The sequence below is a fragment of the Sphingopyxis sp. SE2 genome, from assembly GCF_032227185.1.
In the GTDB taxonomy this organism is placed as follows: Bacteria; Pseudomonadota; Alphaproteobacteria; order Sphingomonadales; family Sphingomonadaceae; genus Sphingopyxis.
Window position 1 is genome coordinate 3,157,260 of record NZ_JAPMXW010000001.1, and the last position, 25,308, is coordinate 3,182,567.

Here is a 25,308-nt window from a genome sequence, read left to right on the forward strand (position 1 = left end):
GATGTTTCCACGCCTTTCAGCGAGGCTGCTATCACATGTTTTCAAAATCTCGAGCGCGCACCGGCGCGCGTGCCGTCCGCAGAGCCATACTCTGCGGAGGTGTCCTGCTGGCTGCCGCGGCGCAGCCCACATGGGCGCAAAATCTAAGTCTCGACGAGGCGTTGTCACGGGTCGCGACACGCGATCCCGCCATCGCCGCCAGCGCCGCGCGTCTCGAAGCCGCGGACGCCGCCATCTTGCAGGCCGACGTCCGACCGCGCGATGTCGTTGGCGCAGACTTCGAGGATTTCGCGGGCACCGGTCCCTATTCGCCGCTGAACCGGTCACAGACCACCGGCTGGTATGAGCGAACCTGGGAGCGCGGCGGCAAGCGCGAGGCGCGCATCGGCGCCGCGCGCGCCGATGTCGCCGTGGTCGGCGCACAGAACCGCGTCCGCCTGCTCGATCGCCTCGCGCGGGTTCAGGCAGCGTGGGTCGATGCCCTTGCCGCCGAAGCGGCGATCCCCGTCGCCGAGATGCGGCTCGCCGACCTCCAGCGTGTCGAACTCGACGTCGTAAAGCGCGTCACCGGCGCGCTCGATCCCTGGTTCGCAGCCGAGCGCGCGCGGACGAACGTCGCGCAGGCCGAGATCGCACTCGAACAGGCGCGCGAAGCCGCGCGCATCGCGCGGACGAATCTTGCCGCATGGTGGGGTGGGAGCAGCGACTTCAAGCTCGATCCGGCGATATTCCAGACGCTCGATGTCACCGTGCCGACGGCCGGAGAGTCCGCCGAGGTCGCGATGCTCACGGCGGAACGCGCGGCGGCCGAAGCGAAGGTCAGGCTCGCCGAGACCGGCAATATCGCCGATCCGAGCGGCCGCGTCGGGCTTCGCCACTTCGGCCAAGGCAACGACTTTGCCGTGATGGTCGGAGGCTCGATCCCGCTCGGCACGAAAGGGGCTAACCGGGGCAATGTCGTGCGGGCGCAAGCCGAGCAGCACGCGATCGAGGCGGACATCGCCGTGGCGCGCGTCGAGGTCGATCGCGAAATCGACAGGCTCGTCGCCGACCGCGGCCTCATCGCGGCGGAGATCAAGCGGATCGATGCCGAGGTGCTGCCAAGCGCCAGCCGCGCGGTCCGGCTGATCCAGGACGGGCTTGCGCGCGGCGGCACCGCCTTCACCTTCCTCGAATTTGCGCAAGCTCAGACCGCGGTCAATGACGCGCGCTCGCGCCGCGTCGACCTGCTGCGGCGCTTTCACCTTCTGGGGGTGCGGCTTGACCGGTTGACCGGCCGCCACGCCCCGCTGCTCGCCAATATGGAGAATGTTCGATGACCAAATATTTGTCCGGGGCGGCGTCGGTCATCGCCCTCACCCTGCTCACCGCATGCGGAAATGGCGCCACCGAAACGAAGGGCGGCGAAGCGGCGGCGGCGCCCGCCGGCGAATATGAACGCGGCCCGCACCGCGGCCGGATGCTGCGCGACGGCGATTTCGCGCTGGAAATCACCATTTTCGAAGATGGCGTCGATCCCGAGTTCCGCGCCTATGCTTACCGGGGTGACAAGCCGGTCAAGCCGTCCGAGGTCAAGCTGACGATCGAACTCGGCCGCCTCGGCGGCAAGATCGACCGCTTCAGCTTCGCTCCGCAAGAAGATTTCCTGCGCGGCAGCGGCATCGTCACCGAACCGCACAGCTTCGACGTCCGCGTTGCCGCGTCGGAAGGCGGCCGCAATCATAAATGGTCCTACCAATCCTATGAAGGCCGCACGGTCATCGACGCCGCGGCCGCGAAGGCTGGCGGAATCAAGACCGACGCTGCCGGTCCCGCGACCGTTAGCGACCTCATCGACATGGGCGGGCGGATCGAGATCACGCCCGAGGGCAAAGCCGACGTTCGCGCCCGGCTTCCGGGGCTGATCGTTTCGCTTAACGGCAAGCTCGGACAGCAGGTCCGGCGCGGCCAGGTGCTCGCTCGGGTGGAGTCGAGCCATTCGCTCCAGGTCTATACGGTGACCGCCCCGATCAGCGGCACGATCGTAGAGAAGAATGTCAATGTCGGCGATACGACCGGCGACCGGGCGCTGTTCGTCATCGCCGATCCGACCAAGCTCCATGCCGAGTTCTTCGTCTATCCACGCGATGCCGAGCGCGTGCGTGTCGGACAACCGGTAAGCCTTAGGAGCCTGTCCGGCGAGGCCCGCTTTCAGGCCGAGGTCGAGGCGGTGCTGCCGACCGCGGACGTCGCGAGTCAGACGATGCTCGCGCACGTCCATCTGCCGCCGACGGCCGCACGCGAGTTCCGGCCGGGTATGGGGGTCGAGGGCAGCTTCGCTGTCGCTGAGACCAATGCGCCGATCGCGGTGCGGACCAAGGCGATCCAGCGCTTCCGCGACTTCGAGGTCGTCTTTGCCAAGGTCGGCAACACCTATGAGGTGCGGATGCTCGAAATCGGACGCCGCACGCCCGAATGGACCGAAATACTCGGCGGGCTCGCGCCCGGCGAGGTCTATGTCACCGACGGCGCCTTCCTGATCCGCGCCGACATCGAGAAATCGGGGGCCAGCCATGACCACTGATACAACCCGTCCACCCGAGCGAGCCCATTTGCTCGAACGGCTCATCGCCGGCGCGATCCGCTTCCGCTGGGCCGTCCTCTCGGCCGTCCTGCTCCTTTGCGCCATCGGCGTCTGGAGCTTCCAGCGGCTGCCGATCGACGCCACCCCCGACATCACCAACGTCCAGGTCCAGATCAACAGCGAAGCGCCGGGTTTCTCTCCGCTCGAAGCCGAGCAGCGCGTCACCTTCCCCGTCGAGACGGCGATCGCCGGCCTGCCTGGGCTGCAATACACAAGATCGGTGTCTCGTTACGGCCTGTCCCAGGTCACCGCGGTCTTCGAAGATGGCACGAGCATTTATTTCGCGCGCCAGCTGATCAACGAAAGGCTGCAATCGGCGCGCGAACAGCTCCCGCCGGGCGTCGCGCCCCAGATGGGGCCGATTGCGACCGGGCTCGGCGAGATCTTCATGTATACACTCGAAGCCGACCCGGGGGCGAAGAAACCCGACGGCAGCGCCTATACGCCAGAGGATCTGCGCACGCTGCAAGACTGGGTGATCCGGCCGCAGCTTCGCAGCACGCCAGGCGTGACCGAGGTCAACAGCATCGGCGGCTATGAACGCCAATATCATGTGACCCCGATCCCGGCGCGGCTCTCGGCCTACGGCCTGACCCTCGACGATGTCGTTCGCGCTCTGGAGCGCAACAACGACAATCGCGGTGCCGGCTATGTCGAGCGTTATGGCGAGCAATATCTCGTCCGCACCCCAGGTCAGGCGGCAGGCACCGACGAGCTCGGCACGATCATCGTCAGCAACCGGGGTGGGATCCCGATCCGCGTCGCCGACGTCGCCGACATCAGCCTCGGCGAGGAGCTCCGCACGGGCGCCGCGACCGAGAATGGCAAGGAGGTCGTGCTCGGCACCGTCTTCATGCTCGCGGGAGAGAACAGCCGTATCGTCGCGCGGGCAGCGGCCGAACGGCTCGAACAAGCCGCTAAGGCCCTGCCCGCCGGGGTCAAGGCGACTGCGATCTACGATCGCACCGATCTCGTCGAGCGGGCGATCTGGACCGTCGAGAAGAATCTTCTCGAAGGCGCGTTGCTTGTCATCGTCATCCTCTTCCTGCTCCTCGGCAACGTAAGAGCAGCGTTGATCACCGCGGCGGTCATCCCAATCACCATGTTGATGACGATCACCGGCATGGTGCGCGGCGGCATATCGGGCAATCTGATGAGCCTCGGCGCGCTCGACTTCGGCCTGATCGTCGACGGGGCGGTCATCATCGTCGAAAACTGCCTGAGGCGCTTCGGCGAAGCACAGCACCAGCTCGGACGCCTGCTCGATCGCGAAGAACGCTTCAAGCTCGCCGCATCGGCGACGTCGGAGGTCATCCGACCATCGCTGTTCGGCATGCTGATCATCGCGCTCGTCTATGTGCCGATCTTCGCGCTCACCGGCGTCGAAGGAAAGATGTTCCATCCGATGGCGATCACCGTCGTGATGGCGCTGACCGCGGCGCTGATCCTCTCGCTCACCTTCGTGCCGGCGGCGGTCGCGCTGTTCGTCACGGGCAAGGTCGAGGAGAAGGAAAGCCGGCTGATGGGCTGGGCGCGGCGCATCTATGCGCCCGCGCTCGATAAGGCGATGAAACTTCGTGCAACCTTCGTCGCGATAGCCTTGGGGCTCGTGCTCCTGTCGGGCGTCGCGGCGAGCCGCATGGGATCGGAGTTCGTGCCGAACCTCGACGAGGGCGATATCGCGCTCCACGCGCTTCGCATCCCGGGAACCAGCCTCAGTCAGGCGGTCAGCATGCAAACCGCCCTCGAAGCGCGGATCAAGCAGTTTCCGGAGGTCGACAAGGTGGTGGCGAAAATCGGGACGGCGGAAGTCGCGACCGATCCGATGCCGCCCTCGGTCGCCGACACCTTCATCATCATGAAGGACCGGAAGGACTGGCCCGATCCTCGAAAGCCCAAGGCCGAGCTCGTTCGAGAGATGCAGGCGGCGGTCGCGAAGATTCCGGGGAATAATTACGAGTTCACCCAGCCGATCCAGATGCGGTTCAACGAACTTCTCTCCGGGGTTCGCGCCGACGTCGCGGTCAAGATATTCGGCGACGATCTCGATACGCTCCTTGAGGTCGGGCAGCAGATCAAAGGGGTCGCCGCGGGGATCGAAGGCGCGCAGGACGTCAGCGTCGAACAGGTCACCGGCCTGCCGGTGCTGCAGATCACGCCTGACCGCGGCGCACTCGCGCGCTTTGGCCTGAATGTCGGCGACATCCAGGACACGGTCGCGGTGTCGATCGGCGGCGTTCAGGCCGGGCAGATCTTCGAGGGCGACCGGCGCTTCCCGATCATCGTTCGTCTGCCCGAAAATGTGCGCGAGCGGGTCGACGAGATCGGCCGCCTGCGCATCCCCCTTCCCGCCATCGGATCGTCGGCAGACGTGACGATGGGCGCGGCACCCAGCGCCGGGATGCGCGGCTTCGTGCCGCTCGCCGATGTGGCGAAGGTCGAGGTCGTGATCGGCCCCAACCAGATCAGCCGCGAGGATGGCAAACGCCGCGTCGTGGTGACGGCCAATGTTCGCGGCCGCGACCTCGGTTCCTTCATCGAGGAACTGCAAGCGAAGGTCGGGAACGAAGTCGAGGTGCCGTCGGGCTACTGGATCAGCTATGGCGGGACGTTCGAGCAGCTGATCTCGGCCGCGAAGCGACTCCAGATCGTGGTGCCCGCGGCGCTGCTGATGATCTTCGCCCTGCTCTATGCGCTGTTCCGGTCGGGCAAGGACGCCGCGATCGTCTTTTCGGGGGTGCCGCTGGCGCTCACCGGGGGCGTCGCCGCGCTTCTCATCCGCGGGATGCCGCTGTCGATCTCGGCGGGCGTCGGCTTCATCGCGCTCTCGGGCGTGGCGGTACTCAACGGCGTCGTCATGCTGAGCTTCATCCGCCAGCTTCGCGAAGGCGGCGCGAGCCTGGAGGATGCAATCCGCGAAGGCGCGCTCACCCGCCTGCGTCCGGTGCTGATGACCGCGCTCGTCGCCAGCCTCGGCTTCGTGCCGATGGCCTTCAACGTCGGGGCCGGAGCGGAAGTGCAGCGGCCTCTGGCGACGGTGGTGATCGGCGGGATCGTCTCCTCGACGATCCTCACCCTGCTCGTGCTGCCGGCGCTCTACCGCATGGTCCACGGCCGCATGGCGAAGATGGAGGCGCCGCCGCCGACCAAGACCGCCGAAGCGCTACCCGCCTGATGCTCAAGCCCCGCGCACCCGCGTGGGTGCGCGGGGGGCACCCGCACATTGTCGAAGCGCACGCCCAGGACGAAGCGACGCACGCGTATGCGGACATGCGCGCCGCGCCGCCCGTCATCGACAACCGAGATCTCGAGCGCAGTATCACCCAGCTACTGGAACCGCGTATTCGAAAAGCTATGTCTGGCGACGAGCCTTTTTATATACAGCATGGTCCCTATGAGCACGAGACAATGCGACCGCCGCCAGCCCAACCGCCGCAATATGACCTCGCCTTCGTCCTCCGTGCTGATGAGCGAATCATGTGGCCGCTCGAGGCCAAGATCATGGAGACCCCCAAGAAGGTCGCGCCCTACGTAAAGGACGTTCGCGACGAATTTCTGACGTGTCGCTATGGCCCCTTTTCCAATTCTGGAGCCATGCTTGGCTATCTGCTGGAAGGCGAGAGCGCGGATGCCTTGGCCGCGATAGAGACCGCGCTAGGCTGCAGGTTGGAGCCGCTCGCCGAGCATCCGGGAAAACCTGGCAGCCTGTCTCGGCACGATCGGACAGTACCTGTGGGCAAAGGCTATCCTGCCCGCTTTGATTGCTATCATCTGATCCTAGCATGGCCTGGCCTCAAGCGTGCAAAAACCGACGTCGCCGATGGCGCGCGCGGGTCGTAGGCTGCTTATTCCACCCGACGTAGCTTGCGGGTGCCTGCCCTCGATGCTCCAAACGGTGAAGATGGGGAGCAAAATGGTCTGATCTGCGTCCGAGAAGCGCCCAAGAAATCCCAAAACTGCGTCAGCGCGTCAGTTTCAGCCAACTGATTGCTGCCGCGTCGATTGCCCGCCGGACCTGCCGAAGCGTCGGGGTTCGCGCGGCTCAAGACGCGGCATCCCCTCGCCTTCCTCCGCCAGCCCTTCGATGATCGGGCAGTCGGGTCGATCATCGCCGTGACAGTGATCCGCCAGCATCTCAAGCGTCCGCACCATTGCCTCGATTTCAGCCATTTTTTCCTTGAGCCGCTCGATATGTTCGAGCGCGAAAGCCTTGACGTCGGCGCTGGCGCGGCTTCGGTTGGACCAGAGGCCCAGCAGCTCGCCGATCTGCTCCACGGTAAAGCCGAGATCGCGCGCGCGCCGGATGAAGCGCAGGCGGTGCACGTCGGCGTCGTCATAGTCGCGGTAACCCGAGTCCTGACGCGCAGCCTTGGGGATGAGACCCGTCTGTTCGTAATAGCGGATCATCTTTGGAGAGACGCCCGATATTTTCGCGGCGCGGCCGATGTTCATGCCGCCTCTCCTTCTTTTCCCTTGTCGGCGGCGATCACCGGCCGGAAGGTCTTCAACCTGAGTGCGTTGCTTAGCACGAAGACGCTCGACAGCGCCATCGCGCCGGCGGCGAACACCGGCGACAGCAACGTACCGTTCAGCGAATAGAGCGCCCCCGCGGCGACAGGAATCAGCGCCGCATTATAGCCGAATGCCCAGAAGAGGTTCTGCTGGATGTTGCGGATCGTCGCCTTCGACAGCGCAATTGCGTTGACCACCCCTCGCAGGTCACCCGACATCAGCACGACGTCGGCGGACTCGATCGCGATATCGGTGCCGGTGCCGATCGCTAGGCCGACGTCGGCCTCGGCAAGCGCGGGGGCGTCGTTGATGCCGTCGCCGACGAACGCAACCTTGCGGCCGCCAGCACGCAGCCGGTTCATCGCATCGACCTTGCCGTCGGGCAGCACTTCGCCGACGACTTCGTCGATCCCGAGCGTGCGCGCAACGGCATCGGCCGTCGCCTGATTGTCGCCGGTGATCATCGCGACCTTAAGCCCGAGGGCGTGGAGCGCCCGGATCGCCTCGGGCGTCGTGTCCTTGACCGGATCGGCGACCGCGATCACCGCGGCGAGTTTGCCGTCGATCGCCGCGTAGAGCGGCGTGCGGCCCATCGCCCCAAGTTCGCGGGCCTTGACGGCAAAGGCCGAGACATCGTGCCCCAGCCTGGTCATGAAACGGTCGGCGCCGACCTGGACCTCGCGGTCACCCACCTTTGCCGACACGCCATAACCGGGGATTGCTTCGAACGCCGCGGGCGATGGAACGTCTAGACCCCGCGCGTTCGCGGCCGCCACGATGGCTTCGGCGATCGGATGCTCGGACTGGCTTTCGACGCTGGCGGCCAGCGCCAGCACCTCATCGCGCCCGAAGCCTGCGGCCGGTTCGAGGTCGGTCAATTCGGGGCGGCCCTTGGTCAGCGTGCCGGTCTTGTCGAGCGCCACGACGGACACATCGCGCAGCGTCTGGAGCGCTTCGCCCTTGCGGAACAGCACCCCCAGTTCGGCGGCGCGCCCGGTTCCCACCATGATCGAGGTCGGGGTCGCGAGCCCCATCGCGCATGGGCAGGCGATAATCAGCACCGCGACCGCATTCACCAAGGCGAAGGTGAGCGCCGGATCGGGGCCGAAGATGAGCCAGACGAGGAAGGTCAGTCCCGCGATCGCCATCACGGCGGGGACGAACCATGCAGTGACCTTGTCGACCATCGCCTGGATCGGCAGCTTCGATCCCTGCGCCTGCTCGACCATGCGGATGATCTGCGCCAGCACGGTGTCGCCGCCGACCTTGGTCGCGCGGAAGGTGAAGGCGCCGGTCTTGTTGATCGTGCCGCCGACGACGGGCGCCCCTGCGGACTTGGCGACCGGGACCGGTTCGCCGGTGATCATCGACTCGTCGACCCAGGAACTGCCGTCGACGACTTCACCGTCGACCGGCACGCGTTCGCCCGGGCGGACCTGAACGATATCGCCGGCACGAACATCGGCAAGCGCGACTTCCAGCGCCGCACCATCGCGCACGACGCGCGCGGTTTTGGCCTGAAGCCCAACCAGCCGCTTGATCGCCTCCGACGTCCGCCCCTTGGCCTTGGCCTCGAGATAGCGGCCAAGCAGGATCAGCGCGACGATCACCGCCGCCGCTTCATAATAGACGTTGGCGGTGCCGGACGGCAGGACGCCGGAAGCAAAGGTTGCGACGAGCGAATAGCCCCAGGCGGCGCTCGTCCCCAAGGTGACGAGCGAGTTCATGTCGGGGGTGCCGCGCAGGATCGCGGGAACGCCCTTCTGGAAAAAGCGCAGCCCGGGCCCGAAGAGCACCAGTGTGGTGAGGACGAACTGGATCAGCCAGCTCGTCTGCATCCCGATCGTACCCATGACGAAATCATGGACGGCGGGGATGAGGTGCGAGCCCATCTCGAGGATGAACACCGGCAGTGCCAACACCGCCGCGAGAAACAGCGAACGGCGCAGGCTGCCCAATTCCTGCTCGCGCGCCGAAGCTTCCTGATCGGGCGATGCGCTGTCGCTCTCAATCCGGCGCGGTTCATAACCGGCGCCACGGATCGCCGCCTCCAGATCTTCCAGCGACGCGAAGCTGGCGCGATAACGAATGCTGGCCTTTTCGGTCGCCAGATTGACGGTGGCGCTACTGACGCCCGGCACCTTGGACAGCGCCTTTTCGACATGCCCGACGCACGACGCGCAGGTCATGCCCGCGACGCCGATTTCCACATCGGCCTCGGGCACCTCGTAGCCGGCGCGCTCGACCGCTTGCACGACAGCGCCGGGATCGGACGCTCCAGCGAATGTCACGTCGGCGCGGTTGGTCGCCAGATTGACGGCGACCCCGGTTACGCCCGGCAGCTTGCCGATCGCCTTTTCGACGTGGCCGACGCAGGAGGCGCAGGTCATGCCGGCGACGGCGACGCTCAGACGCTCCGGCCCCGTGGTGGGAGCATCGCTTTTCCGCCTCAACTCGATAACATCGGACATCATATTTTTCTCCGGATCTGCTCGTTCGACCGGAATGTGGGGCTTCCAACGATGGGAAGGTCAAGGGGAAGAAAATGCACTTCGGGGGCATTGACCTTGTCACGATGGCAAGCCCCATCTTCGAGCTTCAATCGAAGTTTGGAGGCACTATGACGATCCGTTTCAATATCCCCGGGATGACATGCGGCGGCTGCGCGCGCTCGATCACCAAAGCGATCCAGGGCATCGATACCGCGGCCGAGGTCGAAACCGACATTCCCGAAAGGCGGGTCAGCGTCGAAACCGGCGCAGACAGCGCGTCGCTCATCGCTGCGATCCGCGAAGCCGGCTATGAAGCGCAGGCGGCATAGGAAGGGCGGACCAAGAGACTGATCGACCTGGGGAAATAGAACCAGATCTGGTTCCAGTTCGCCTTTCGCCCAAGGTCTTGGCGGGTATATTCTCCTTCCCATTTTCTGGCTGGAGAATGAATTTGCGACATTCCGCTATCCTGTCACTCGGGTTGATCCTGTCCGCCTGCGGCCAAAGCGAGCCGCGCAGCACCCAATATTTCGAGGCGAATCTCGACGAGGCGCGAAAGGTGGTCGCCGACTGCCGGGCCGGCTCGACGCGCGGCGACGAATGCACGAACGCCGACGTCGCGGTGCAGACGGTCGAAGGCCGCGAGCGCTTCAAGCGATTCCTGGGCAAGGATTAAGCCAACACGATCGCCGCACCTAACCGTTGGCGATTGCTAGTCCGACACGTTCCGATATAGCGCCCGCATGATCGATGAACTGACCAGCATCGTCCTGCGCGCCGTCGAACGAGCTCCGCAATGGGTTCGCCGCGACCTGGAGTCGAAAGACCATGTCGCCCGCATCCAGGCCGAGGAATCGCTCGCCGCGATGATTGCCGACGCGCTACGGAAAGCCGAAGGGGCAGCCGACTAGCCCCTGGCGATCACGCCGGGCGGCTCCGTTCCTCAAGCTCCGCGACGCGCTCGGAGCAGATCGCATGGACTGCGCGCCCCAATTCCTCGACGCAGCCGCCGAGCCAGAGAAGCTCCTCCTCGGTGATGCGGTAATGCTTCGAGTAGCGCGCCTTCACATAGGCTTCCTTCAGCTTCTCGAAGCGGGCGCGGTCGGCGCGGGTTTCGCGCGGCCAGGCATTGACCAGCCGCATGTCGATGCGCTCGGCCTGCGTTCGCAAGAAACCTAGATTGTGAACGTAGGGCGTATAGAAGGTGCAGACGAGCAGAACGCCATGGTAGAGGCTTTCGGTGCTTTGATGCAGCAGGAATGCGGCCTTTTTGTAGCTCCTGCGACCGATGTAGAACTTATATCCTTCTAAAAACTCTACCGCGCCCGGAATCCACTCTTCGAAATATTCCTGCGCCATCGCCAGCGCCTGCTCGGGCGTCTTCGGCTTCGGCTTGTGCAATTCCTTATCGTCATATGCGTAGAGCGCGATGCCGTCCTTCGCGACATCCATGAAGAAATAGCGCCCATGCGCGAGGCCGTCGTTCACCTCCTGCAGGGTATGGACGATGAAATTGACCGGCGTGTGCAGCGTCTTGTCGATCGCCAGCTCGCGAATGAGCCGGTCCTCGAGCTTCAGCCAGAAATCGACGCGTTCGGTCAGGCGCTTGTCGTTGACGATGATGAGCAGATCGAAATCCGACCGATAGCCCTTGGCGGTATGCGGCTCGTCGACCCAGCCGCCGCGGGCATAGCTGCCGTAGAGGATCAGCTTTTCGATCCGGCCCTTCTTCTTCCAGCCCATCGTCGCCAGCGCGATCGCATCCTCGAACTCTTCGAAGATGATCGCCTTCACGCGTTCGAGCTCGCGCTGCTTGTTGGCCGGTAGATGATCGAGATCGGTTCGCATGACTATTCTCACCCTGTAAGTCCGCTCGCCCGATGGCAAGCTATGTTGCAGCCAAATTTGCCGTCAAGTTTCGGGCGGCACGCGAAAATCCCAGACGGGGATGCCGAAGGCGCGCGCCTTGTCGACGAGATTGTCCTGGATGCCGGTGCCCGAGAAGACGACCAGCCCGGCGGGCATCGCGTCGATCATCCGGTCGTTGCGCTTGAACGGCGCGGCCTTCTTGTGGCGGTTCCAGTCGGGCCGGAAAGCGACCTGCGGCACGCGGCGGGTATCCGCCCAGCAGGCGGCGGCGCGCTCGGCCCCGGTGGGCGTTGCGCCATGCATCAGCACCATGTCGGGGTGGCGGGCATGGATACGATCGAGCGCGGCCCAGATATGCTGATGATCATTGCAGGCGGGACCGCCGCTGAAGGCGACGCGCGTGCCTTCGGGGATCAGCGCCGCGGCCTTTTCGCGGAGCCGCTTGTCGAGGAAATCGCGGCTGTCGATCATCGACGCAGTCAGCGTCTTATGCTGCGCGCGCGATCCGGTGCGCGGCATCCAGGCTTTGCGGACATGAAGGCGGAACTGCTCGGCGGCGCATTCGCGGAAGAACTCCATGGTGTCGCGGCGCTCGATCAGCGTGATGCCTTCGGCGATCTTGCGCTCGAGTTCGACCGAGCGGATTTCGCTGCCGTCCTGCTCGCGCTGCTGCTCGCGCTGCGCTTGTTCGTTGCGATCGAGATCGCGTTCGATCCGCTCGCCGGCACGGTGAAAGATATTGACGATGTTCCAGAGCAGGTCTTCAAGATCGGGCTCGATGCGCGTGTCGACGAGGCAGCCGGCCATCGCGTCGAAGATGTCGGCTACGGCGCCGCCGGCGAGGCGGTAGTCGGGAAGCGGCCTGCCATCGGGCTCGTCGTCATAGGGACGGTGACCGTAAAGCTGCATTTCCTGAAGAAGATAAGCGCTGGCGCCGGGTTCATGCGGCTCGCCGCGTTCGGGAAAGTCGAACAGGTCGGTCATGGCGTCTCTCGCATCTGGCGGCCGCGCCTCTCGCGGCCTTCGCGGCGACGCCTCCGCGGCGGCGGGTGCGGGTCCGCACCGCACGGGCGGAGCCCGGGCGGCCGAAGCGCAGCGAAGGATGGCGGGCGAAGGCTATTTTGCCTCGCGATGCAAAGGGGCAGAGCCCCGGCGGAAAATAGCCGCACGCCAGGCCATTGCGAGGCCCGCGCGCGCTGCCGCAGTCGCCCTCCAGCGAAGGCCGGAGGCGTGGGCTCTGCCGGCATGGGGCGAAGACCAACCTGTTCGCCCGGAGGATGGTGGTCCCGGTCAAGGGCGCGAGCTAGTGTATCTTTTCGGATGAAATATTGACTTTTGTTCAATAAAGGAACATATGGACCATGAAGGAGCCCGACATGGCAACGGCATTGGCAAAGACGATCGACCGGAAGGATCTTACCGGCCCGGCGCTGCGCACCTTTTTCAACATCGCCGAGGCGTGGAAGCTCAGCGAAAGCGAGCAGATGGCGGTCCTCGGGCTCGACAGCCGTTCGACGCTGCATAATTGGAAACGCGGCGAGGTCGCGGCGCTTTCGAAGGATGCGCTCGAGCGGATTTCCTATGTCATGGGCATCTACAAGGGCTTGCAGATTCTCGTGCCGCAGACCGCCGACGAATGGGTCCGCAAGCCGAACAAGGCGAAGAGCTTCGCCGGCAAGTCCGCCCTCGACCGGATGGTGTCGGGCAATGTCTCGGACCTTTATGTCGTGCGGCAATATATCGACGGGCAGCGCGGCTAAGCCCATGCCGCTCGACATTCCGGTCACGGCGACGAGCTGGTCGCCCTGCTACCGCATCATCCCCAGCCGCTTCCCGCCGATCGGCCTGTTCGAGAAGGTCGCCGATCCGGACGATCTCGAGGCGGTCTTCCAGATCGAGGCGATGACCAACGATCGCCTCCGCGACGAAGTCGGCATACTCGCGCTGGTGCCGCCCGAGGACCGTGTTTCGGGCCCCGGCACGACACCGATCATGGCGGCCTTCACCCATCTCAATCCCGAGGGCAGCCGTTTTACCGACGGCAGCTTCGGCGTCTTCTACGCCGGCCACACGCTCGACACCGCGATCGCCGAAACGCGGCATCACCGCACCAGATTCCTCACCGCGACCGACGAGCCTGCCCAGGAGATCGACATGCGCGTCTATGCCATCGACCTTGAGGCCAGTCTCCACGACATTCGCGGTCTCGCGGACAGCCATGCGCATCTCTACGATCCGGACAGCTATATCGATGCGCAAGGGCTCGGGGCGGAGCTCCGCGATGCGGGTTCGGACGGTATCCGCTACCAGAGCGTCCGCCATCCCGGCGGCGAATGCGCCGCCGCCTTCCGGCCGCGCCTCCTGTCCAATTGCCGGCAGGAACGGCATCTCTGCTATATGTGGGACGGCACGGCCATCACGACCATCTATGAAAAGAAGAGCCTCGATAGCTGAAAGAGCGCGATCGCGTCCTAGCCCCGAGCCGAACCCATTTCGTCAGCGATCATCGTCCAAGAAATCTCGCCGCGTCGACCGGCGTCAACTGCGGCCGCAAGTTTTCCGCCAGCCGCGCCGAGCCGAAGCGGCGAAGATCGGTGTTGAGATCGTCACGCTGCGGCTCGAGCGGGTGGACCGCGATGCCGAGCGGCAAGGCGCGTTCGTTCAGCGCCGCCCAGGCGGCGCGCCCGGCGGGATCATCCTCGCGCGCGACATAGAGCCGCCGCAGGCCTGCCGGAAACAGAAGTGCCGCAAGATGGGCGGCGGAGAGACCGGCCACGAGCGGCAATGCTGGAGCGACCTCGCGCAGTGACAACATGGTCTCGATGCCCTCGCCGAAGGCCATGACGTCTCCCGCCAGCCCGAAGCGCACGCCATGCCCCAGGAGATGTCCCATCGCGCGGCGCGGATAGGCCATCGGCGCCTTGGCCGGCCGTGCCGGATCGAGCCAGGTGCGATGGACGCCGGTGAGCGAGCCGCCCAAATCGGTCACCGCCGCGATCATCGCCGGGAATGCCGGCTTGACCGAAGGGGCATCCTCGTCGGACCGGCGATAATAACAATGCGGATGATATCGCAGCGCCGGCAAATCCCCGCCACGCCGAAGCGCGCGGTCCGCGAGGTAGGTTCGCACCAGCGTCCCGGCGATGGGATTGGATGCCGCCCAAAGCCGCGCGGCCGCCTCCCTGCTTCCCGGGCTCGCCCGCCGCGGACGCGGGTTGCGCTTCACCGGATCAGGCGGAGGCAGGCTCAGGAAGCGCCGCGCCTCGGCAAGCGTGTCGCCGAGGCTCATATGCGCGCAGCTCGCGGCGATGATGTCGAGCAGATCGCCATGATCGCCGGTCGCCGCATCGGTCCATTTTCCGGCGCGCGGCTTGCTCTCGCTGCCGCTGAGGCGGACGTAGAGACTTCGCCCCGGTGCATTATGCACATCGCCGACCAGCCAATAATGGCCTTCGCGGCGACCGTTCGAGAGATAGTGGCGGCACACCGCCTCGGCATTCTCACCGAGACGGCGCGCAAGTTCACGGGCTGGGCTTTCCATGCGGGGCTCCTTCAGGCGGCCTTGCGATCCGAGACCCGCTCAATCGGAAACCGATCGACGAGCCGCGCGAACACATCGGCGCCAGCAGCCCCTGCCGGCACGTAGAGCTTCAATTTCTGTGCGCCGATGACCAAAATCAAGCCCATCGCCCCGATCAGGCGACGGCGATACCATCGAAATGGCGCAATTCGGTGGGCGCGCGTCGATAGGGCGCACGATTTGCCCGTCGGCGGCAGGGGCCGCAGGTTAGGCATCAGGACGCCATCAGCGGACGATAACCTCCATCCTCGTCCATCTCCTCGGCCCACAGCGCCATCTGGAAATCATCGTAGGAGACGCCGCATTGCTCAAGCATCCAGGCCGCAAGGTCCGGATGATCGGCAACCGCTTCGGCGAAACTGTCGCAGCGACCGCGACCCCGGTCGAACCACCAGCGATCATCGTCCTCCCGGACGGCAGGATCGCGTTCGATCACCAGCCGCGACGCATCGAGCTCGAGCATCGCGGCGAGCAGCTTCTCGCAATGAACGACATCGAGCGTCTCACGCGGTCCGTGCTGGCGTTCATAGCCGACCGACAGGTTGGTGCATTCGGGGATGATGCCCGCATATTCATTGGTGTCGGTATAGACCCCCGTGTCGTCGGGCGCGTAACGGAAGCCCGCGTTCTGCTGGTTGAGTGCCGACGCGAGGCTCGTCGCAAAGGCGTCGGAGCAGGTCCGGCCATAGCTTTGATGGGTGATGACATCGCCGAGCCCGGCGCGGTCGAAGGCGATCGCCGCATCGATATTCGCGAGCAGTTCGGGCGTATGGCGCTCGATCCAGCGCGACCCGAGACAGCCCTGCTCCTCGCCGCGATGGAAGAGGTAGAGGCCAGGACACGCGGCCGCGATCATGCCGAGCATGATCCACAGCCCCGCGCCGTCGTCGGCGCCGAGCGACATGCCAGCCTTGCCGTCGCAGAGATGCGCGACGCCATGCGCGTCGATGCCCACCGCCTGCGCTCCGCCCACCGCTGCGACCGTGTCGACATGGCAGCTCCACAGGGTGCGGGGACGACCCCCAATGGTGATCATCCGGTTGCCGAAGGCATCGGAACGCATGCCGGGAATCCGGTCGAGATATTCGCGGCAGAAGGCGCGTTCGGTGGCGCTGTCATGGGGCCGCGCCCAGGACAGGATTTCGAGCAGGCCGGCCCGGCCCGTCAGTTCATAGTTCATGGGATCAGGCTCCTGTATGCGAGGGGGTAGCGGCAGGGGCTGAGGCGCCTGCAGCGGCAGGGACGAGGCTATCGGCTAGCCCCGGTGCTTCGAGAGAATTGCGGTGCGCGCGCCCACAATTGCAGGGTTCGAAAGGCTGGCGACGCAAGGTTTCGAGGCGAAGGCGCTCCGCTTCCTCCCGCTCGCGCCTCAGCCGCTCGTCGCGGGCACGCTCCCCGGCCGCCTGCCATTTGGCGACCTCGATCGCGATCGCGGCCATTTCATATCGAAACCAGTCATGGGCGAGGACATGGGCGTTGGCGAGCGACGGGTCGTCATCGTCGAAGGGCTCGGGAAGATGATCGGCGCAGAGCCATTCGCCATGATATTCGGTGAGATCGTCGGCGTGGAACCATTGGCCGGAGGCGTCGCACCGGCGGCAGCAGCTTTCGATCCACCATTCGCCGCGATCGTCGAGATAGACCGCGCCAAATGCTTCCACATCGTCTTCGAGAACATCATGCTCGTCGCCATCGGCGAGAACCGTGATGAAGGTTTCGGCGTCGCTGTACGAGCGCCCGTTGTGATCACAGAAGACGGAGTGATCGGTGAAGCAGCTGTAGCACCACTCTTCCGATGAGCCGTCGCGGTAATAGACCTCGTCGTGCGCGGTCGTTTCGCGGTCGCACCGCGGGCAGTACCAGCATCGATTTCCGAGCCCATTGGTGTTCTCGGACGGGATGCTGCCGCGTCCGATGATGAGATATTCGCCATCGTCAGCGAGGTCATCGCCCGCATCGATATAGGGAACGACGAAGCTGTCGCCGTCGACGATCCGCCGGATGCGCGCGCCGTTCAGCCCGCCCTTGGCGTAGCCGGCATTTTCGAGAAGCAACCTGAGGCGCGACACATCGCCATAGAGGCTGGTGTAGATCTTGCGCTCGGGCCACACCACGCTGCGCGCCCGGGCATCGTCACGAGGTCCGATATAGGCGATGGCCGTATCGGGACCGGCATAGACGCGCGTCGGGTGACAGAAGCTGTCGAACTCGCTTGCGTCATGCGCCATGCAGCTACCGGGACCGCCGACATAGACATCTTCGATCTCATCGGCATCCTGGGTGATCTTGAGCGCATCTTCCTCGAGCTGCACCGAGAGCCGGGCGCACCAGCCCTCGATCGCATTGTTGTCGAGATGAGCCGAGAAGAAGCGATGGAGGTAGCGGCCGGGTGACATCACGAGCTGGCGGTCGATCTGGCCCTTGGCGGCATTTTCGGTGAAGGCGATCTTGCCGGCCTGCTCGGTCGAGACATGGCAGAAATGCTCGTCGTGCTTTTCCCGGTACCAGGGCTCGTCGTGCCAGGGCGTCGGCGCATAGCTGCCGTCGGCGAAGCGCAGCTTCTCGCGGACCGGCCAGTCGACATCGCCGATATCGGCGCCGGCAAGCGCGATACGAAGCTGCACATCGGGCGCGCGGAGGAGCAGTTGCTTCCGCGCTGCTTCGGCTTCCTCGAAGGAGGGCCAGAGATATTGCTGGTCGCCGTTGGGCGCGAAAATGAATTCGATCGTGATCGGCCGCCACTCGGCTTCCGAGTGCGGACACAAGATTTGGAACTGTGCCATGGACATGACTCCACGCAGCCGCGCGCGTCCCCCGGAGCGGAGGCGCGGGCTGGATTGTTGGGAAATGGCGCAGGGTCGGCGAGGGTCCGGCATCAGCGCCCTGGCTGGGGGCGATGGTCGGTCTCGGGTCGCTTCAAGCCGCCCAAGGGCGACTTTCCAAACGCCGCTGCGCCGTATCGAAAGGTCCGGCGGGGTTCATGGCCCCGCCAGCCGTATCACTCGGCCGCGACGGGAAGCTCGATGTCACCGGCCTCGGCCGCGTCGTCGGGCTCGTCATCGAGCCCCGGCGTGCGCATCGGCGCCGGAAGCCAGCGCGTCTCCTCGACCAGCCGCTCGGCCTCGCGCGCCATGTCGGCCTTCTTCAAATGGTCGATCATCCTGGCGAAGGCCTCGCCGCGCGCCTCGGCGACATCGGCAAGGATCCGCGGCTTGGTGACGCTGCGGAAATAATCATCGGCGGTCGGCCGCCAGCCCGCGCCATGAACATCGAGCCCCACAGCGCGCGCCAGGATATGGCTGTGCGCGATCCGGCGCTCGACGCCGTGCGCCGAAATCCGGCCATTGTCATATTTGGGCACGATCTCGGCCTGCGCGTTGACGCAGAGCGACGCGCAATGCGCGAACAGCTTCGTCTGCTCCTCGCCATCGAGCGTGAGCAAATAGTCCCACACCTCTTTGTCCGACTGCGGGAGCCGCTCTTTCCATTCGGCCGCGCGCGCATCGATCGCCTGTGCCGGACCGCAATCGCGAAGATTGGTCGGCGCGTTCGTGAAATAGACGCGGTTCGGCGACACCTGAACGCAGCTTTCCCTGCTGCTCGAATAGAAGCAGCCGAGCACCAGGGCATGGAGAACCGAAGCGAAGGCGGTCGCCGGATCCTGCGCGAAGGCGTCCTGAAGCGCGAGCGTGCGCCACGCCGTCAGATCCGACACGAGCCGATCGGGAAGGGGCCGGAGTGTCTCCACCTCCTCGTCCTCCCCGGCGTCCGCCGACACCGCGGCTTCGCCGCCCGCGTCCGGGCCGGCGGACCGGGCATCGCCGTCCGCGGCCGAATGCGCTTCGTCTTCGGACGCTTCCGCCTTCGGCTCGTCCTCGGGCTTCACGAATCCACGCTCGACCCGCACCGAACCATCGCGATCGATCGAGACGAAGGCACCGGCGATCGCCATTTCGGCCGGGTCGAACAGCTCCGGCCGGTCCGCGAGCGTACCGAGCTCGGTCTCGACTGCATCGAGACGCGCGTGGACCTCGGCCGGAACCTCCGGGGCATCGGCCCATTCACCCTCGAGTTCCTCGGCTTCGGCCTCGAGCGTGGCGACGCGCGCCAGCTCGTCCTCGCTCATCGGGGTCACCTCGCGGTCGATTTCGCGGAGGCCGCGCGTGGCGTCCCACGGCAGGTCGATCGAGGTCGTCACCCATTTCCAGCCCTCGGCAAGGACGCGCTCGCCTTCCGCCTTCAGCTTCTCGTCGACCAGCCGATCGAGAAGCGCCGGATCGGTGAGCCAGCCGCCGCCGTCGGCTTCGAACAGGTCGCGCACGACGCCGCCACCGGCTTCGACATAGGCGCCCAGACCGACGAAGCATGTCCGTTTGTCGGCGGCGCGCACGCTGTTCTCGGTCAGCTTCTGCCGAATATAGGCCGCCGATTTGTTGAAGCTGTGTTCGAGCTGGTCCCACAGCTCTTCCTGGCGCGCATGGTCGTCCGACACGGTGAACGCCATCAGCTGGTCGAGCGTCATCGCATCGTCGGCGTAGAGGGTGTGAAGCTTCGGCGAGACACCCGCGAGCTTGAGCCGCTGGCGCACCGCGGCCGGCGTGGTGTGGAAGTGCGCGGCGATTTCCTCGATGCCGGTGTCCTTCTCGACCATCGCCAGCATCGCACGAAACTCGTCGAGCGGATGAAGCTGCTCGCGAAAGCTGTTTTCGGCGAGACTGTCCTCCTCGGCGAGGATATCATTGTCGGCAGCGCGCACGACGCAGGGGATCGGCGCATCCTTCGCGAGCCTTTTGCGCTTCACCAACAGTTCCAGCGCGCGGTGGCGGCGCCCGCCGGCCGGTATCTCATACCGGCCGGTTTCCTGGCCGTCGGCACCCAGCAGCGGCCGGACGTTGAGGCTCTGGAGCAGCCCGCGCCGGTCGATGTCGTCGGCCAGCGCGTCGATCGACACGCCGGCCTTCACACGCCGGACATTGGACTGCGACAGGACCAGCCGGTCGAGCGGGATGTCGCGCGACGGGCTGAGGGTGATTTTGGCGGCAGTTCTGGCCATGGCCATTCTCCATGACGGGCCGCCGCGAGACACTCTCCCGGCTTTCAAGCCCGTCACGAAAACCCGGCCCTCCTCTCCCTTTGGGGCCGCCGCAGGCGGACCTATCCGCACCCGGAAATCCGGCAGCCACGCCCGCTCATCCGCGCTGCCGCTTCGCGCAAACGCCGCTCGCCGAGCAGGATCGAGCCCGCGCTGCGAGCCGCCGCGGCATAGACCGAGAGCGGATGATGCGGCGTGAAGCCGAGATCACGCTCGATACCAAGGCCGAACGGCAGCCGGACCGCTTCGAGTTCGGCCAGCGCGAAGCTGCCGAGCTCGGGGCATCCGAAGCCAAGGTCGGCAAGGCCGAACAATATGCCGTCCTCGTCCATCTCGGTCGCGAGCCAGGTCGCCGATCCCACCGGGTTGAAGAAGCGCACGACGGGCGCCGGATCGGGCTCGCGCCCGCCGCGCGCGACGGCTGCACGACGGGCCGCGTCGTTGGCGCGCAGGTGCGCCGCGAGATCGGGGGTCAGGAGTTTCATGTCGCCGCCCTGCCCGCCAGGGTTGGGGCGTACATGCCGGCCGGGCGGACGCCGGGCCGCGCGAGCGCCCGGGGCAGGAAGAAGGGATGATATGTCATGCAAGGTCTCCGCGGCGGACCGGAGGCAGGGCCACTCCCGCCTCCTTCGATCCGCTCACCAGGACCCGTGCCTTCCTCTCGCTCTCTTTCCGGCGCCCCGCGGCACCGTCCGGCGACCGGAATATAGATGCAGATCTGGGGCCAATTTTCCGGGGCCCGCGCCTTTCCCGTTTCCGGCCAATCGATTAGGACCGGGAGGCGATCGCCGTCGCGCAGCAGGGGCCAGGGCAAAAGCCCGCCTCGCCGAGGGCCGGGACCAGTCGCATAATGTCCCATCTGTCGTCCGTGCCGGAGAGGAACCGGGACCGGCGACCCAGGGAGCGGCTCGCGGGATCGACGGGTTGGGAACGTGCCGGCGACCGGACGGTCACAGTGAAGCATTTTTGTTTGATGGAGGAACTCGCCCTCGAAATTTCCACGGCGACGAATGAGGACGGGCTCTTCGAAGCCCTCGCGCGCGCATCGATGCGCCTCGGCTTCGACCATTTCGCGCTCGCCTATGACCGGCGCGGCAATGCCGAGCCGGCATCCCTGCTGGTTCACAATTACCCCGATGCCTGGGCCAAGGTCTATGTCGGTTTCGATCTTGGCGGTGCCGATCCGGTGCGCCGCGCCGGCGAACGGTCGATGACCGGCTTCCGCTGGGACGAGATCGAAAGCTACATCCCGCTGACCCGCAGCGACCGGCAAATGCTCCATGTCGGCCGCGAATATGGTCTCGCCGACGGCTATACGGTGCCGCGCCACCTCCCTGGCGAGGCCAGCGGCGCCTGCTCTTTCGTCCTGCGCCCGCAAAGCGAGCTTCAGGACGATATGCTCCGCATTGCCGAAATCATCGGCGCGCTCGCGATCGTCTCGGCACGCCAGCTCGTCGGCGCCGTGCCGCTAAAAAGCAAAGCGACGCTGAGCGAACGGCAGCGCGAGTGCGTATTATGGACCGCACGCGGCAAGACCGCGGCCGAAGTGGCGGTCATTCTCGGGATCGGCGAAGTGACGGTCGTCCAGCATCTCAAGACCGCGCGCGACCGCTATGACGTGCATTGCGGCCAGATGCTGACCCTCTGCGCGCTGTTCGATGGCCTCATCGGATTCGGGGACGTCTATGACTGGTGGCACGCGCGCTGACCGCGTCAACGACGACTTGTCCGGAAATTCAGCAAGGAGGCAGGCACGCCCGGAATGACAGCCGAGGCAAGGGCGTGCCGCTCAGTCGCAGCACGCGCCCTTGCCTCCGATCTGGATCGGAGGGCAGGGCGTGGTTCCATAGGAGCAGAACACGCAGCAGTCGCCGGGCTCGGGCCTCAGCACGGCACCGCAGCCCTTGCAGTCATAGAAGAACTGACAGGCGTCGGTCGGCATCGTTTCCGTCTCGCGATGGCCGCACTGCGGACAGGTGATCGTCGAACGAAGGTCGGGGCCGGCATCAGACATAATGGTAGCCCGCCCACAGCAGCGCCGCGCCAAGCAGGAGGCCGGCAAGCGTCAGGATGCGCACCCAGCGGGGCGTGCAGGCACCGCCGGGGCCACAGCGCGCGGCCGCGCGCTGCTGGCGGAACAGCAGGAAGGCGCCGAGAATGAGGCATGCCGCCCCGATCAGAAGAAGCGGCGTGCGATAGGGCATGGCGACCATCGCGATGCCGCCGAGCCATGCGGCTCCGATCCCCGCAGAGGCCAGCAGGAAGGGCAGCGCGCAACAGGATGCAACGCCGAAAGCCGCGGCGATGCCGGCTAAGGTGAACGCGCCGGCGTCGATACCCTTGGGGCGATTCTGCATTGGGATCGGTTCCTTGTGCGGTGTGAGGGGACGCCGTAGCATCTGTAGCAGCTACAGACTCAAGAGGTATTTTTGCGATGGCCGCAACCAGAGCGATGCAGATCGGCGAACTCTCGCGCCGCACAGGCTGCAACATCGAAACGATCCGCTATTATGAGCGGATCGGCGTCCTCGACGTTCCGCTCCGGCGCGGTCGCTACCGCAACTATGGCGAGGAGGATGTAGGGCGCCTCGGCTTCGTGCGCCGGGCCCGAGAGCTCGGTTTCACCCTCGACGAGGTGCGGGCGCTGCTCCAACTCGCGACTGGAGGCCAGGCTGCCTGCGCCGAGGTGCGCGACGTCGCCTCGTCGCACCTTGCGGATGTGCGCGCGAAGATCGCCGATCTCAAGCGGATGGAGCGTGTGCTCGCCGCTTCGGTACGGGCTTGCGAGGCCGGCGACGATCCCGCCTGTCCGCTGCTCCAGACGCTTCGGGCCGGTACACCGCACGGCTGATCGTCCGGATGACACCCGCGTGACGACGAGCGACAGGCTCAACTATCAAGAGCTTCTGGAATCGCGCGGATCATCCTCATATCTGGGGATACGCGCAGTCCACGGAAAATGATTTGATTCCCGGCACCAACAGCCGAGGAATCATCATGATCGACACGACCCCGCGGGCGCCCGCCGCGCCCGGGAACGCGGCGCTGCGCGCCATGTTCGCCGCGCGCAAGAGCGTCTTCATCGACCTGCTCAAATGGGACCTGCCAGTACTCGCCGGCCAATATGAGCTCGACCATTTCGACACGCCGGCGGCGCGCTATCTCATCCTGCTCGACGCCGATGGCCGCCACCGCGCCTCGGCGCGGCTGCTCCCGACCGAGGGCGCACATCTCCTTGGCGATCATTTTGCGCATCTGTGCGCCGGCGACGTGCCGCGCGGCCCCACCGTGTGCGAGATCAGCCGCTTCTGCCTCGACCGGGACCAGGACGCAGCATCGCGCCGCGCCGCGCGCGACCAGCTGGTGACCGCCCTTGCAGAGCATGCGCTGCGCGAAGGCATCACCGATTATACCGGCGTCGCCGACCTATGCTGGTTCGATCAGGTCCGGGAGTTCGGCTGGAGATGCGACGCGCTCGGGCCGAAGGCCGCGGATCCGGGTGGGAGATTGATGGCATTGCACATCCATATCGACGCGCATGTGCTCGACGACCTCAAGCGCGGCGGCGTCTATGCGCCGCTCTCGTTCCGCCTCGCCGACGACGATGGGGAGGCGGAAGCATGACCGGTCTTGCGTCCGATGATCTTGCCCGGGAACTGCGCGAGACGGGATACTGCATCGTCCCCGACCTGATGCCGCCGGATGCGATTGGGGCGCTCGACGCCGATCTCGATCCGGTCTTCGCCGCGACACCGTTCGGGCGCGGGGATTTCTACGGTCATCGCACCAAAAGATTCGGCGCGCTGATGAAGCGCTCGGCCTGGGCGCAGGCATTGGCGCTCGAACCCACAATTCTCGCGGCGGTCGAATCCATTCTCGGCGATGCCTGCGAGAGCATCCAGCTCAATGTCGCGCAGGCGATCGAAATCCATCCGGGCGAGATCCGGCAGTTTCCGCACCGCGACCATGACATGTGGGCGGGAGAAAAAGGCGCGCATGAGTATCTGGTCAACATCATCTGGCCGCTCACCCCCTTCACCGCCGACAATGGCGCGACGCACATCTATCCGCACAGTCATGGCGCGGACGGCATGGCAAAGACGGATCCCGGCGAGCCGATCGTCGCGGCGTGCGACCCGGGCGCCGCGATCTGTTTTCTGGGCTCGACCGCACATGGCGCCGGCGCCAATATCACCGACCAGGTGCGGCGCGGCGTCGTGATCGGCTACAGTCTCGGCTGGCTCAAACCCTATGAGAATTTGTGGCTCGCCTATCCGCCCGAGGTCGCACGCGGGTTCCCGCCCGAGCTCGCCGCGCTCGCGGGCTATCGCCAGCACCGTCCCAATCTCGGCAATTATGAAGGCCAATGTCCTTCGATCCTGCTCGGAGGCGAAGTCCCGGAACATGTCGGCGCCGTCGATGGGCTGCGTCCCGACCAGATGGAGATGCTCGCAGGCTTTGCGGCGGCCGAGCGGAACAGCGCATGAGTCCCGCGCATGTCGTCGAGCCGACTTATGAAGCGATCAAGCGCCGGTTGATGGCGGGCGGCTGGACGCCCGGCAGCCGCTTGGAATCGGCGAAGATCGCCGATCAGCTCGGCGTCAGCGTGACGCCGGTGCGCGACTGCCTCTACCGCCTGGCGGGCGAGCGCATGGTCGATTTCAGCCATGGCGACGGATTTCACGCGCATAGCCTTTCCGAGACCGAATATCGCGACATGCTCGAACTCCACCTCATCCTGCTGCTCGCGGCGCTTGCGACGACCCCGCGCGGGCGCGCGGCGCCGGATCCGCGGGATGGCGACTATCCCGACCGAACCGCCGGGCTGTTCATCGAAATGGCAGCGCGGTCGGGCAATGGCGAACTGGTCGCGAGCATCACCGCGCTCGGCGACCGCCTCCATCTGGCGCGGCACCTCGACGAACAGCTTGTCGGCGAAACAGTCGCCGAACTGGATGCGCTCGCGGCCGCGCTGACAAGCGGCCCGCCGCATGAGACGCGCAACCTTCTGTTCCGCTATCACGAACGCCGCGCCGGCGAAGCGGCCAGCTATGCCCGGCTACTCGGAGGCGCGTCATAGAGCCGGACCCGGCGCCCAGCGCCTGATTCTACCCATAATCCTTGTCTTTGCGCGGCCATG

General features: G+C 65.7%; 26 protein-coding genes. 14 read left to right on the plus strand and 12 right to left on the minus strand.

The genetic code is table 11. The features are described from left to right. Window positions 1-35: 35 nt before the first annotated feature. Genes OVY29_RS15105 through OVY29_RS15120 form a run of 4 tightly spaced genes read left to right on the plus strand, consistent with a single transcriptional unit; the run spans window position 36 to window position 6,463 of the window. Window positions 36-1,319 carry a TolC family protein gene (locus OVY29_RS15105; RefSeq protein ID WP_313911673.1) on the plus strand — a complete coding sequence of 428 codons (1,284 nt, stop codon included), beginning with the start codon at window positions 36-38 and terminating at the stop codon, window positions 1,317-1,319. After that, window positions 1,316-2,563: an efflux RND transporter periplasmic adaptor subunit gene (locus tag OVY29_RS15110; RefSeq protein ID WP_313911674.1), complete on the plus strand. Its 1,248-nt coding sequence runs from the start codon at window positions 1,316-1,318 to the stop codon at window positions 2,561-2,563. The genes OVY29_RS15105 and OVY29_RS15110 overlap by 4 nt, the downstream gene beginning before the upstream one ends. 28 nt (window positions 2,564-2,591) lie before the next feature. Next, window positions 2,592-5,798: an efflux RND transporter permease subunit gene (locus OVY29_RS15115; protein WP_409581485.1), complete on the plus strand. Its 3,207-nt coding sequence runs from the start codon at window positions 2,592-2,594 to the stop codon at window positions 5,796-5,798. Then, window positions 5,798-6,463 (plus strand): hypothetical protein, encoded by a 666-nt coding sequence (locus OVY29_RS15120; RefSeq protein WP_313911676.1) that lies wholly within the window; start codon window positions 5,798-5,800, stop codon window positions 6,461-6,463. The genes OVY29_RS15115 and OVY29_RS15120 overlap by 1 nt, the downstream gene beginning before the upstream one ends. A 135-nt stretch (window positions 6,464-6,598) precedes the next feature. Here the strand turns inward: OVY29_RS15120 and cueR are convergent, their stop codons facing one another. Continuing rightward, window positions 6,599-7,075: a Cu(I)-responsive transcriptional regulator gene (gene cueR / locus OVY29_RS15125; protein WP_313911677.1), complete on the minus strand. Its 477-nt coding sequence runs from the start codon at window positions 7,073-7,075 to the stop codon at window positions 6,599-6,601. Next, the gene (locus tag OVY29_RS15130; protein WP_313912070.1) at window positions 7,072-9,606 is read right to left on the minus strand and encodes a heavy metal translocating P-type ATPase; all 2,535 of its coding nucleotides are present in this window, start codon (window positions 9,604-9,606) and stop codon (window positions 7,072-7,074) included. The genes cueR and OVY29_RS15130 overlap by 4 nt, the downstream gene beginning before the upstream one ends. A 149-nt stretch (window positions 9,607-9,755) precedes the next feature. On the opposite strand from OVY29_RS15130, the gene OVY29_RS15135 reads away from it, so the two are divergent. The 3 genes from OVY29_RS15135 (at window position 9,756) to OVY29_RS15145 (ending at window position 10,538) form a co-directional block, all read left to right on the plus strand. Further along, window positions 9,756-9,956, plus strand: a complete 201-nt coding sequence (locus OVY29_RS15135) for a heavy-metal-associated domain-containing protein (protein ID WP_313911678.1) — start codon at window positions 9,756-9,758, stop codon at window positions 9,954-9,956. A gap of 122 nt (window positions 9,957-10,078) precedes the next feature. Continuing rightward, the gene (locus OVY29_RS15140; RefSeq protein WP_286750106.1) at window positions 10,079-10,303 is read left to right on the plus strand and encodes an EexN family lipoprotein; all 225 of its coding nucleotides are present in this window, start codon (window positions 10,079-10,081) and stop codon (window positions 10,301-10,303) included. Window positions 10,304-10,370: 67 nt separating this feature from the next. Further along, window positions 10,371-10,538 carry a DUF6771 family protein gene (locus OVY29_RS15145; RefSeq protein WP_313911679.1) on the plus strand — a complete coding sequence of 56 codons (168 nt, stop codon included), beginning with the start codon at window positions 10,371-10,373 and terminating at the stop codon, window positions 10,536-10,538. A 10-nt stretch (window positions 10,539-10,548) separates the two neighbouring features. On the opposite strand, the gene OVY29_RS15150 is transcribed toward OVY29_RS15145, so the two are convergent. Together OVY29_RS15150 and OVY29_RS15155 are read right to left on the minus strand one after the other, a co-directional pair. Continuing rightward, the gene (locus OVY29_RS15150) at window positions 10,549-11,475 is read right to left on the minus strand and encodes a HEPN domain-containing protein (RefSeq protein WP_313911680.1); all 927 of its coding nucleotides are present in this window, start codon (window positions 11,473-11,475) and stop codon (window positions 10,549-10,551) included. A 63-nt stretch (window positions 11,476-11,538) separates the two neighbouring features. Further along, window positions 11,539-12,480: a DUF2493 domain-containing protein gene (locus tag OVY29_RS15155; protein ID WP_313911681.1), complete on the minus strand. Its 942-nt coding sequence runs from the start codon at window positions 12,478-12,480 to the stop codon at window positions 11,539-11,541. 392 nt (window positions 12,481-12,872) lie between these two features. Here OVY29_RS15155 and OVY29_RS15160 point away from each other — a divergent pair, with 392 nt between their 5' ends. Both OVY29_RS15160 and OVY29_RS15165 read left to right on the plus strand, forming a co-directional pair. After that, window positions 12,873-13,256 carry an antitoxin Xre-like helix-turn-helix domain-containing protein gene (locus tag OVY29_RS15160; RefSeq protein ID WP_144423622.1) on the plus strand — a complete coding sequence of 128 codons (384 nt, stop codon included), beginning with the start codon at window positions 12,873-12,875 and terminating at the stop codon, window positions 13,254-13,256. A 4-nt stretch (window positions 13,257-13,260) separates the two neighbouring features. Beyond that, entirely contained in the window at window positions 13,261-13,950 is a 690-nt protein-coding gene (locus OVY29_RS15165) for an RES family NAD+ phosphorylase (RefSeq protein WP_313911682.1), read from the plus strand. Window positions 13,951-13,999: 49 nt separating this feature from the next. Here the strand turns inward: OVY29_RS15165 and OVY29_RS15170 are convergent, their stop codons facing one another. The 6 genes from OVY29_RS15170 to OVY29_RS15195 form a co-directional block, all read right to left on the minus strand. Continuing rightward, window positions 14,000-15,037, minus strand: a complete 1,038-nt coding sequence (locus OVY29_RS15170) for a toprim domain-containing protein (RefSeq protein WP_067179643.1) — start codon at window positions 15,035-15,037, stop codon at window positions 14,000-14,002. A gap of 11 nt (window positions 15,038-15,048) precedes the next feature. Then, complete coding sequence (locus OVY29_RS15175) at window positions 15,049-15,291, minus strand: hypothetical protein (protein ID WP_053555745.1); 243 nt, start codon at window positions 15,289-15,291, stop codon at window positions 15,049-15,051. Beyond that, complete coding sequence (locus tag OVY29_RS15180; RefSeq protein WP_053555746.1) at window positions 15,291-16,256, minus strand: M28 family peptidase; 966 nt, start codon at window positions 16,254-16,256, stop codon at window positions 15,291-15,293. Before OVY29_RS15180 ends, OVY29_RS15175 begins: the two co-directional genes overlap by 1 nt. Window positions 16,257-16,260: 4 nt before the next feature. Then, window positions 16,261-17,859, minus strand: a complete 1,599-nt coding sequence (locus OVY29_RS15185; protein WP_053555747.1) for a hypothetical protein — start codon at window positions 17,857-17,859, stop codon at window positions 16,261-16,263. Window positions 17,860-18,074: 215 nt separating this feature from the next. Next, the gene (locus OVY29_RS15190) at window positions 18,075-20,129 is read right to left on the minus strand and encodes a ParB/RepB/Spo0J family partition protein (RefSeq protein ID WP_053555748.1); all 2,055 of its coding nucleotides are present in this window, start codon (window positions 20,127-20,129) and stop codon (window positions 18,075-18,077) included. Window positions 20,130-20,230: 101 nt separating this feature from the next. Continuing rightward, window positions 20,231-20,653 carry a DUF2958 domain-containing protein gene (locus tag OVY29_RS15195; protein ID WP_053555749.1) on the minus strand — a complete coding sequence of 141 codons (423 nt, stop codon included), beginning with the start codon at window positions 20,651-20,653 and terminating at the stop codon, window positions 20,231-20,233. 488 nt (window positions 20,654-21,141) lie between these two features. Here OVY29_RS15195 and OVY29_RS15200 point away from each other — a divergent pair, with 488 nt between their 5' ends. Further along, entirely contained in the window at window positions 21,142-21,876 is a 735-nt protein-coding gene (locus tag OVY29_RS15200; protein ID WP_053555750.1) for a LuxR family transcriptional regulator, read from the plus strand. Window positions 21,877-21,957: 81 nt separating this feature from the next. Here the strand turns inward: OVY29_RS15200 and OVY29_RS15205 are convergent, their stop codons facing one another. Both OVY29_RS15205 and OVY29_RS15210 read right to left on the minus strand, forming a co-directional pair. Further along, window positions 21,958-22,182 carry a GDCCVxC domain-containing (seleno)protein gene (locus tag OVY29_RS15205; RefSeq protein ID WP_053555751.1) on the minus strand — a complete coding sequence of 75 codons (225 nt, stop codon included), beginning with the start codon at window positions 22,180-22,182 and terminating at the stop codon, window positions 21,958-21,960. After that, window positions 22,175-22,525, minus strand: coding sequence for a mercuric transporter MerT family protein (locus tag OVY29_RS15210; protein ID WP_053555752.1), 351 nt, complete (start codon window positions 22,523-22,525; stop codon window positions 22,175-22,177). Before OVY29_RS15210 ends, OVY29_RS15205 begins: the two co-directional genes overlap by 8 nt. A 77-nt stretch (window positions 22,526-22,602) precedes the next feature. Here OVY29_RS15210 and OVY29_RS15215 point away from each other — a divergent pair, with 77 nt between their 5' ends. From OVY29_RS15215 to OVY29_RS15230, 4 genes are all read left to right on the plus strand, one after another. Continuing rightward, entirely contained in the window at window positions 22,603-23,019 is a 417-nt protein-coding gene (locus tag OVY29_RS15215; RefSeq protein ID WP_053555753.1) for a MerR family transcriptional regulator, read from the plus strand. Between the two features lie 146 nt (window positions 23,020-23,165). Next, entirely contained in the window at window positions 23,166-23,792 is a 627-nt protein-coding gene (locus OVY29_RS15220; RefSeq protein ID WP_053556400.1) for an acyl-homoserine-lactone synthase, read from the plus strand. Beyond that, window positions 23,789-24,655, plus strand: a complete 867-nt coding sequence (locus OVY29_RS15225; RefSeq protein WP_053555754.1) for a phytanoyl-CoA dioxygenase family protein — start codon at window positions 23,789-23,791, stop codon at window positions 24,653-24,655. Before OVY29_RS15220 ends, OVY29_RS15225 begins: the two co-directional genes overlap by 4 nt. Continuing rightward, a complete protein-coding gene (locus OVY29_RS15230; RefSeq protein WP_313911684.1) occupies window positions 24,652-25,248 on the plus strand; it encodes a GntR family transcriptional regulator in 597 nt (198 codons plus the stop codon). Before OVY29_RS15225 ends, OVY29_RS15230 begins: the two co-directional genes overlap by 4 nt. The last annotated feature ends 60 nt before the right edge of the window (window positions 25,249-25,308 follow it).

Excerpts from the sequence above, each read along its gene's own strand:
- OVY29_RS15200 (WP_053555750.1), top strand. The coding sequence starts at position 21,142 with ATGGAGGAACTCGCCCTCGAAATTTCCACGGCGACGAATGAGGACGGG.
- OVY29_RS15170 (WP_067179643.1), bottom strand. The coding sequence starts at position 15,037 with ATGGAAAGCCCAGCCCGTGAACTTGCGCGCCGTCTCGGTGAGAATGCC.
- OVY29_RS15105 (WP_313911673.1), top strand. The coding sequence starts at position 36 with ATGTTTTCAAAATCTCGAGCGCGCACCGGCGCGCGTGCCGTCCGCAGA.
- OVY29_RS15135 (WP_313911678.1), top strand. The coding sequence starts at position 9,756 with ATGACGATCCGTTTCAATATCCCCGGGATGACATGCGGCGGCTGCGCG.
- OVY29_RS15195 (WP_053555749.1), bottom strand. The coding sequence starts at position 20,653 with ATGAAACTCCTGACCCCCGATCTCGCGGCGCACCTGCGCGCCAACGAC.
- OVY29_RS15110 (WP_313911674.1), top strand. The coding sequence starts at position 1,316 with ATGACCAAATATTTGTCCGGGGCGGCGTCGGTCATCGCCCTCACCCTG.
- OVY29_RS15205 (WP_053555751.1), bottom strand. The coding sequence starts at position 22,182 with ATGTCTGATGCCGGCCCCGACCTTCGTTCGACGATCACCTGTCCGCAG.
- OVY29_RS15220 (WP_053556400.1), top strand. The coding sequence starts at position 23,166 with ATGATCGACACGACCCCGCGGGCGCCCGCCGCGCCCGGGAACGCGGCG.
- OVY29_RS15230 (WP_313911684.1), top strand. The coding sequence starts at position 24,652 with ATGAGTCCCGCGCATGTCGTCGAGCCGACTTATGAAGCGATCAAGCGC.
- OVY29_RS15175 (WP_053555745.1), bottom strand. The coding sequence starts at position 15,291 with ATGCCTAACCTGCGGCCCCTGCCGCCGACGGGCAAATCGTGCGCCCTA.
- OVY29_RS15210 (WP_053555752.1), bottom strand. The coding sequence starts at position 22,525 with ATGCAGAATCGCCCCAAGGGTATCGACGCCGGCGCGTTCACCTTAGCC.
- OVY29_RS15155 (WP_313911681.1), bottom strand. The coding sequence starts at position 12,480 with ATGACCGACCTGTTCGACTTTCCCGAACGCGGCGAGCCGCATGAACCC.
- OVY29_RS15215 (WP_053555753.1), top strand. The coding sequence starts at position 22,603 with ATGGCCGCAACCAGAGCGATGCAGATCGGCGAACTCTCGCGCCGCACA.
- OVY29_RS15225 (WP_053555754.1), top strand. The coding sequence starts at position 23,789 with ATGACCGGTCTTGCGTCCGATGATCTTGCCCGGGAACTGCGCGAGACG.
- OVY29_RS15120 (WP_313911676.1), top strand. The coding sequence starts at position 5,798 with ATGCTCAAGCCCCGCGCACCCGCGTGGGTGCGCGGGGGGCACCCGCAC.
- OVY29_RS15130 (WP_313912070.1), bottom strand. The coding sequence starts at position 9,606 with ATGTCCGATGTTATCGAGTTGAGGCGGAAAAGCGATGCTCCCACCACG.
- OVY29_RS15180 (WP_053555746.1), bottom strand. The coding sequence starts at position 16,256 with ATGAACTATGAACTGACGGGCCGGGCCGGCCTGCTCGAAATCCTGTCC.
- OVY29_RS15160 (WP_144423622.1), top strand. The coding sequence starts at position 12,873 with ATGGCAACGGCATTGGCAAAGACGATCGACCGGAAGGATCTTACCGGC.
- OVY29_RS15185 (WP_053555747.1), bottom strand. The coding sequence starts at position 17,859 with ATGGCACAGTTCCAAATCTTGTGTCCGCACTCGGAAGCCGAGTGGCGG.
- cueR (WP_313911677.1), bottom strand. The coding sequence starts at position 7,075 with ATGAACATCGGCCGCGCCGCGAAAATATCGGGCGTCTCTCCAAAGATG.
- OVY29_RS15165 (WP_313911682.1), top strand. The coding sequence starts at position 13,261 with ATGCCGCTCGACATTCCGGTCACGGCGACGAGCTGGTCGCCCTGCTAC.
- OVY29_RS15190 (WP_053555748.1), bottom strand. The coding sequence starts at position 20,129 with ATGGCCAGAACTGCCGCCAAAATCACCCTCAGCCCGTCGCGCGACATC.
- OVY29_RS15145 (WP_313911679.1), top strand. The coding sequence starts at position 10,371 with ATGATCGATGAACTGACCAGCATCGTCCTGCGCGCCGTCGAACGAGCT.
- OVY29_RS15150 (WP_313911680.1), bottom strand. The coding sequence starts at position 11,475 with ATGCGAACCGATCTCGATCATCTACCGGCCAACAAGCAGCGCGAGCTC.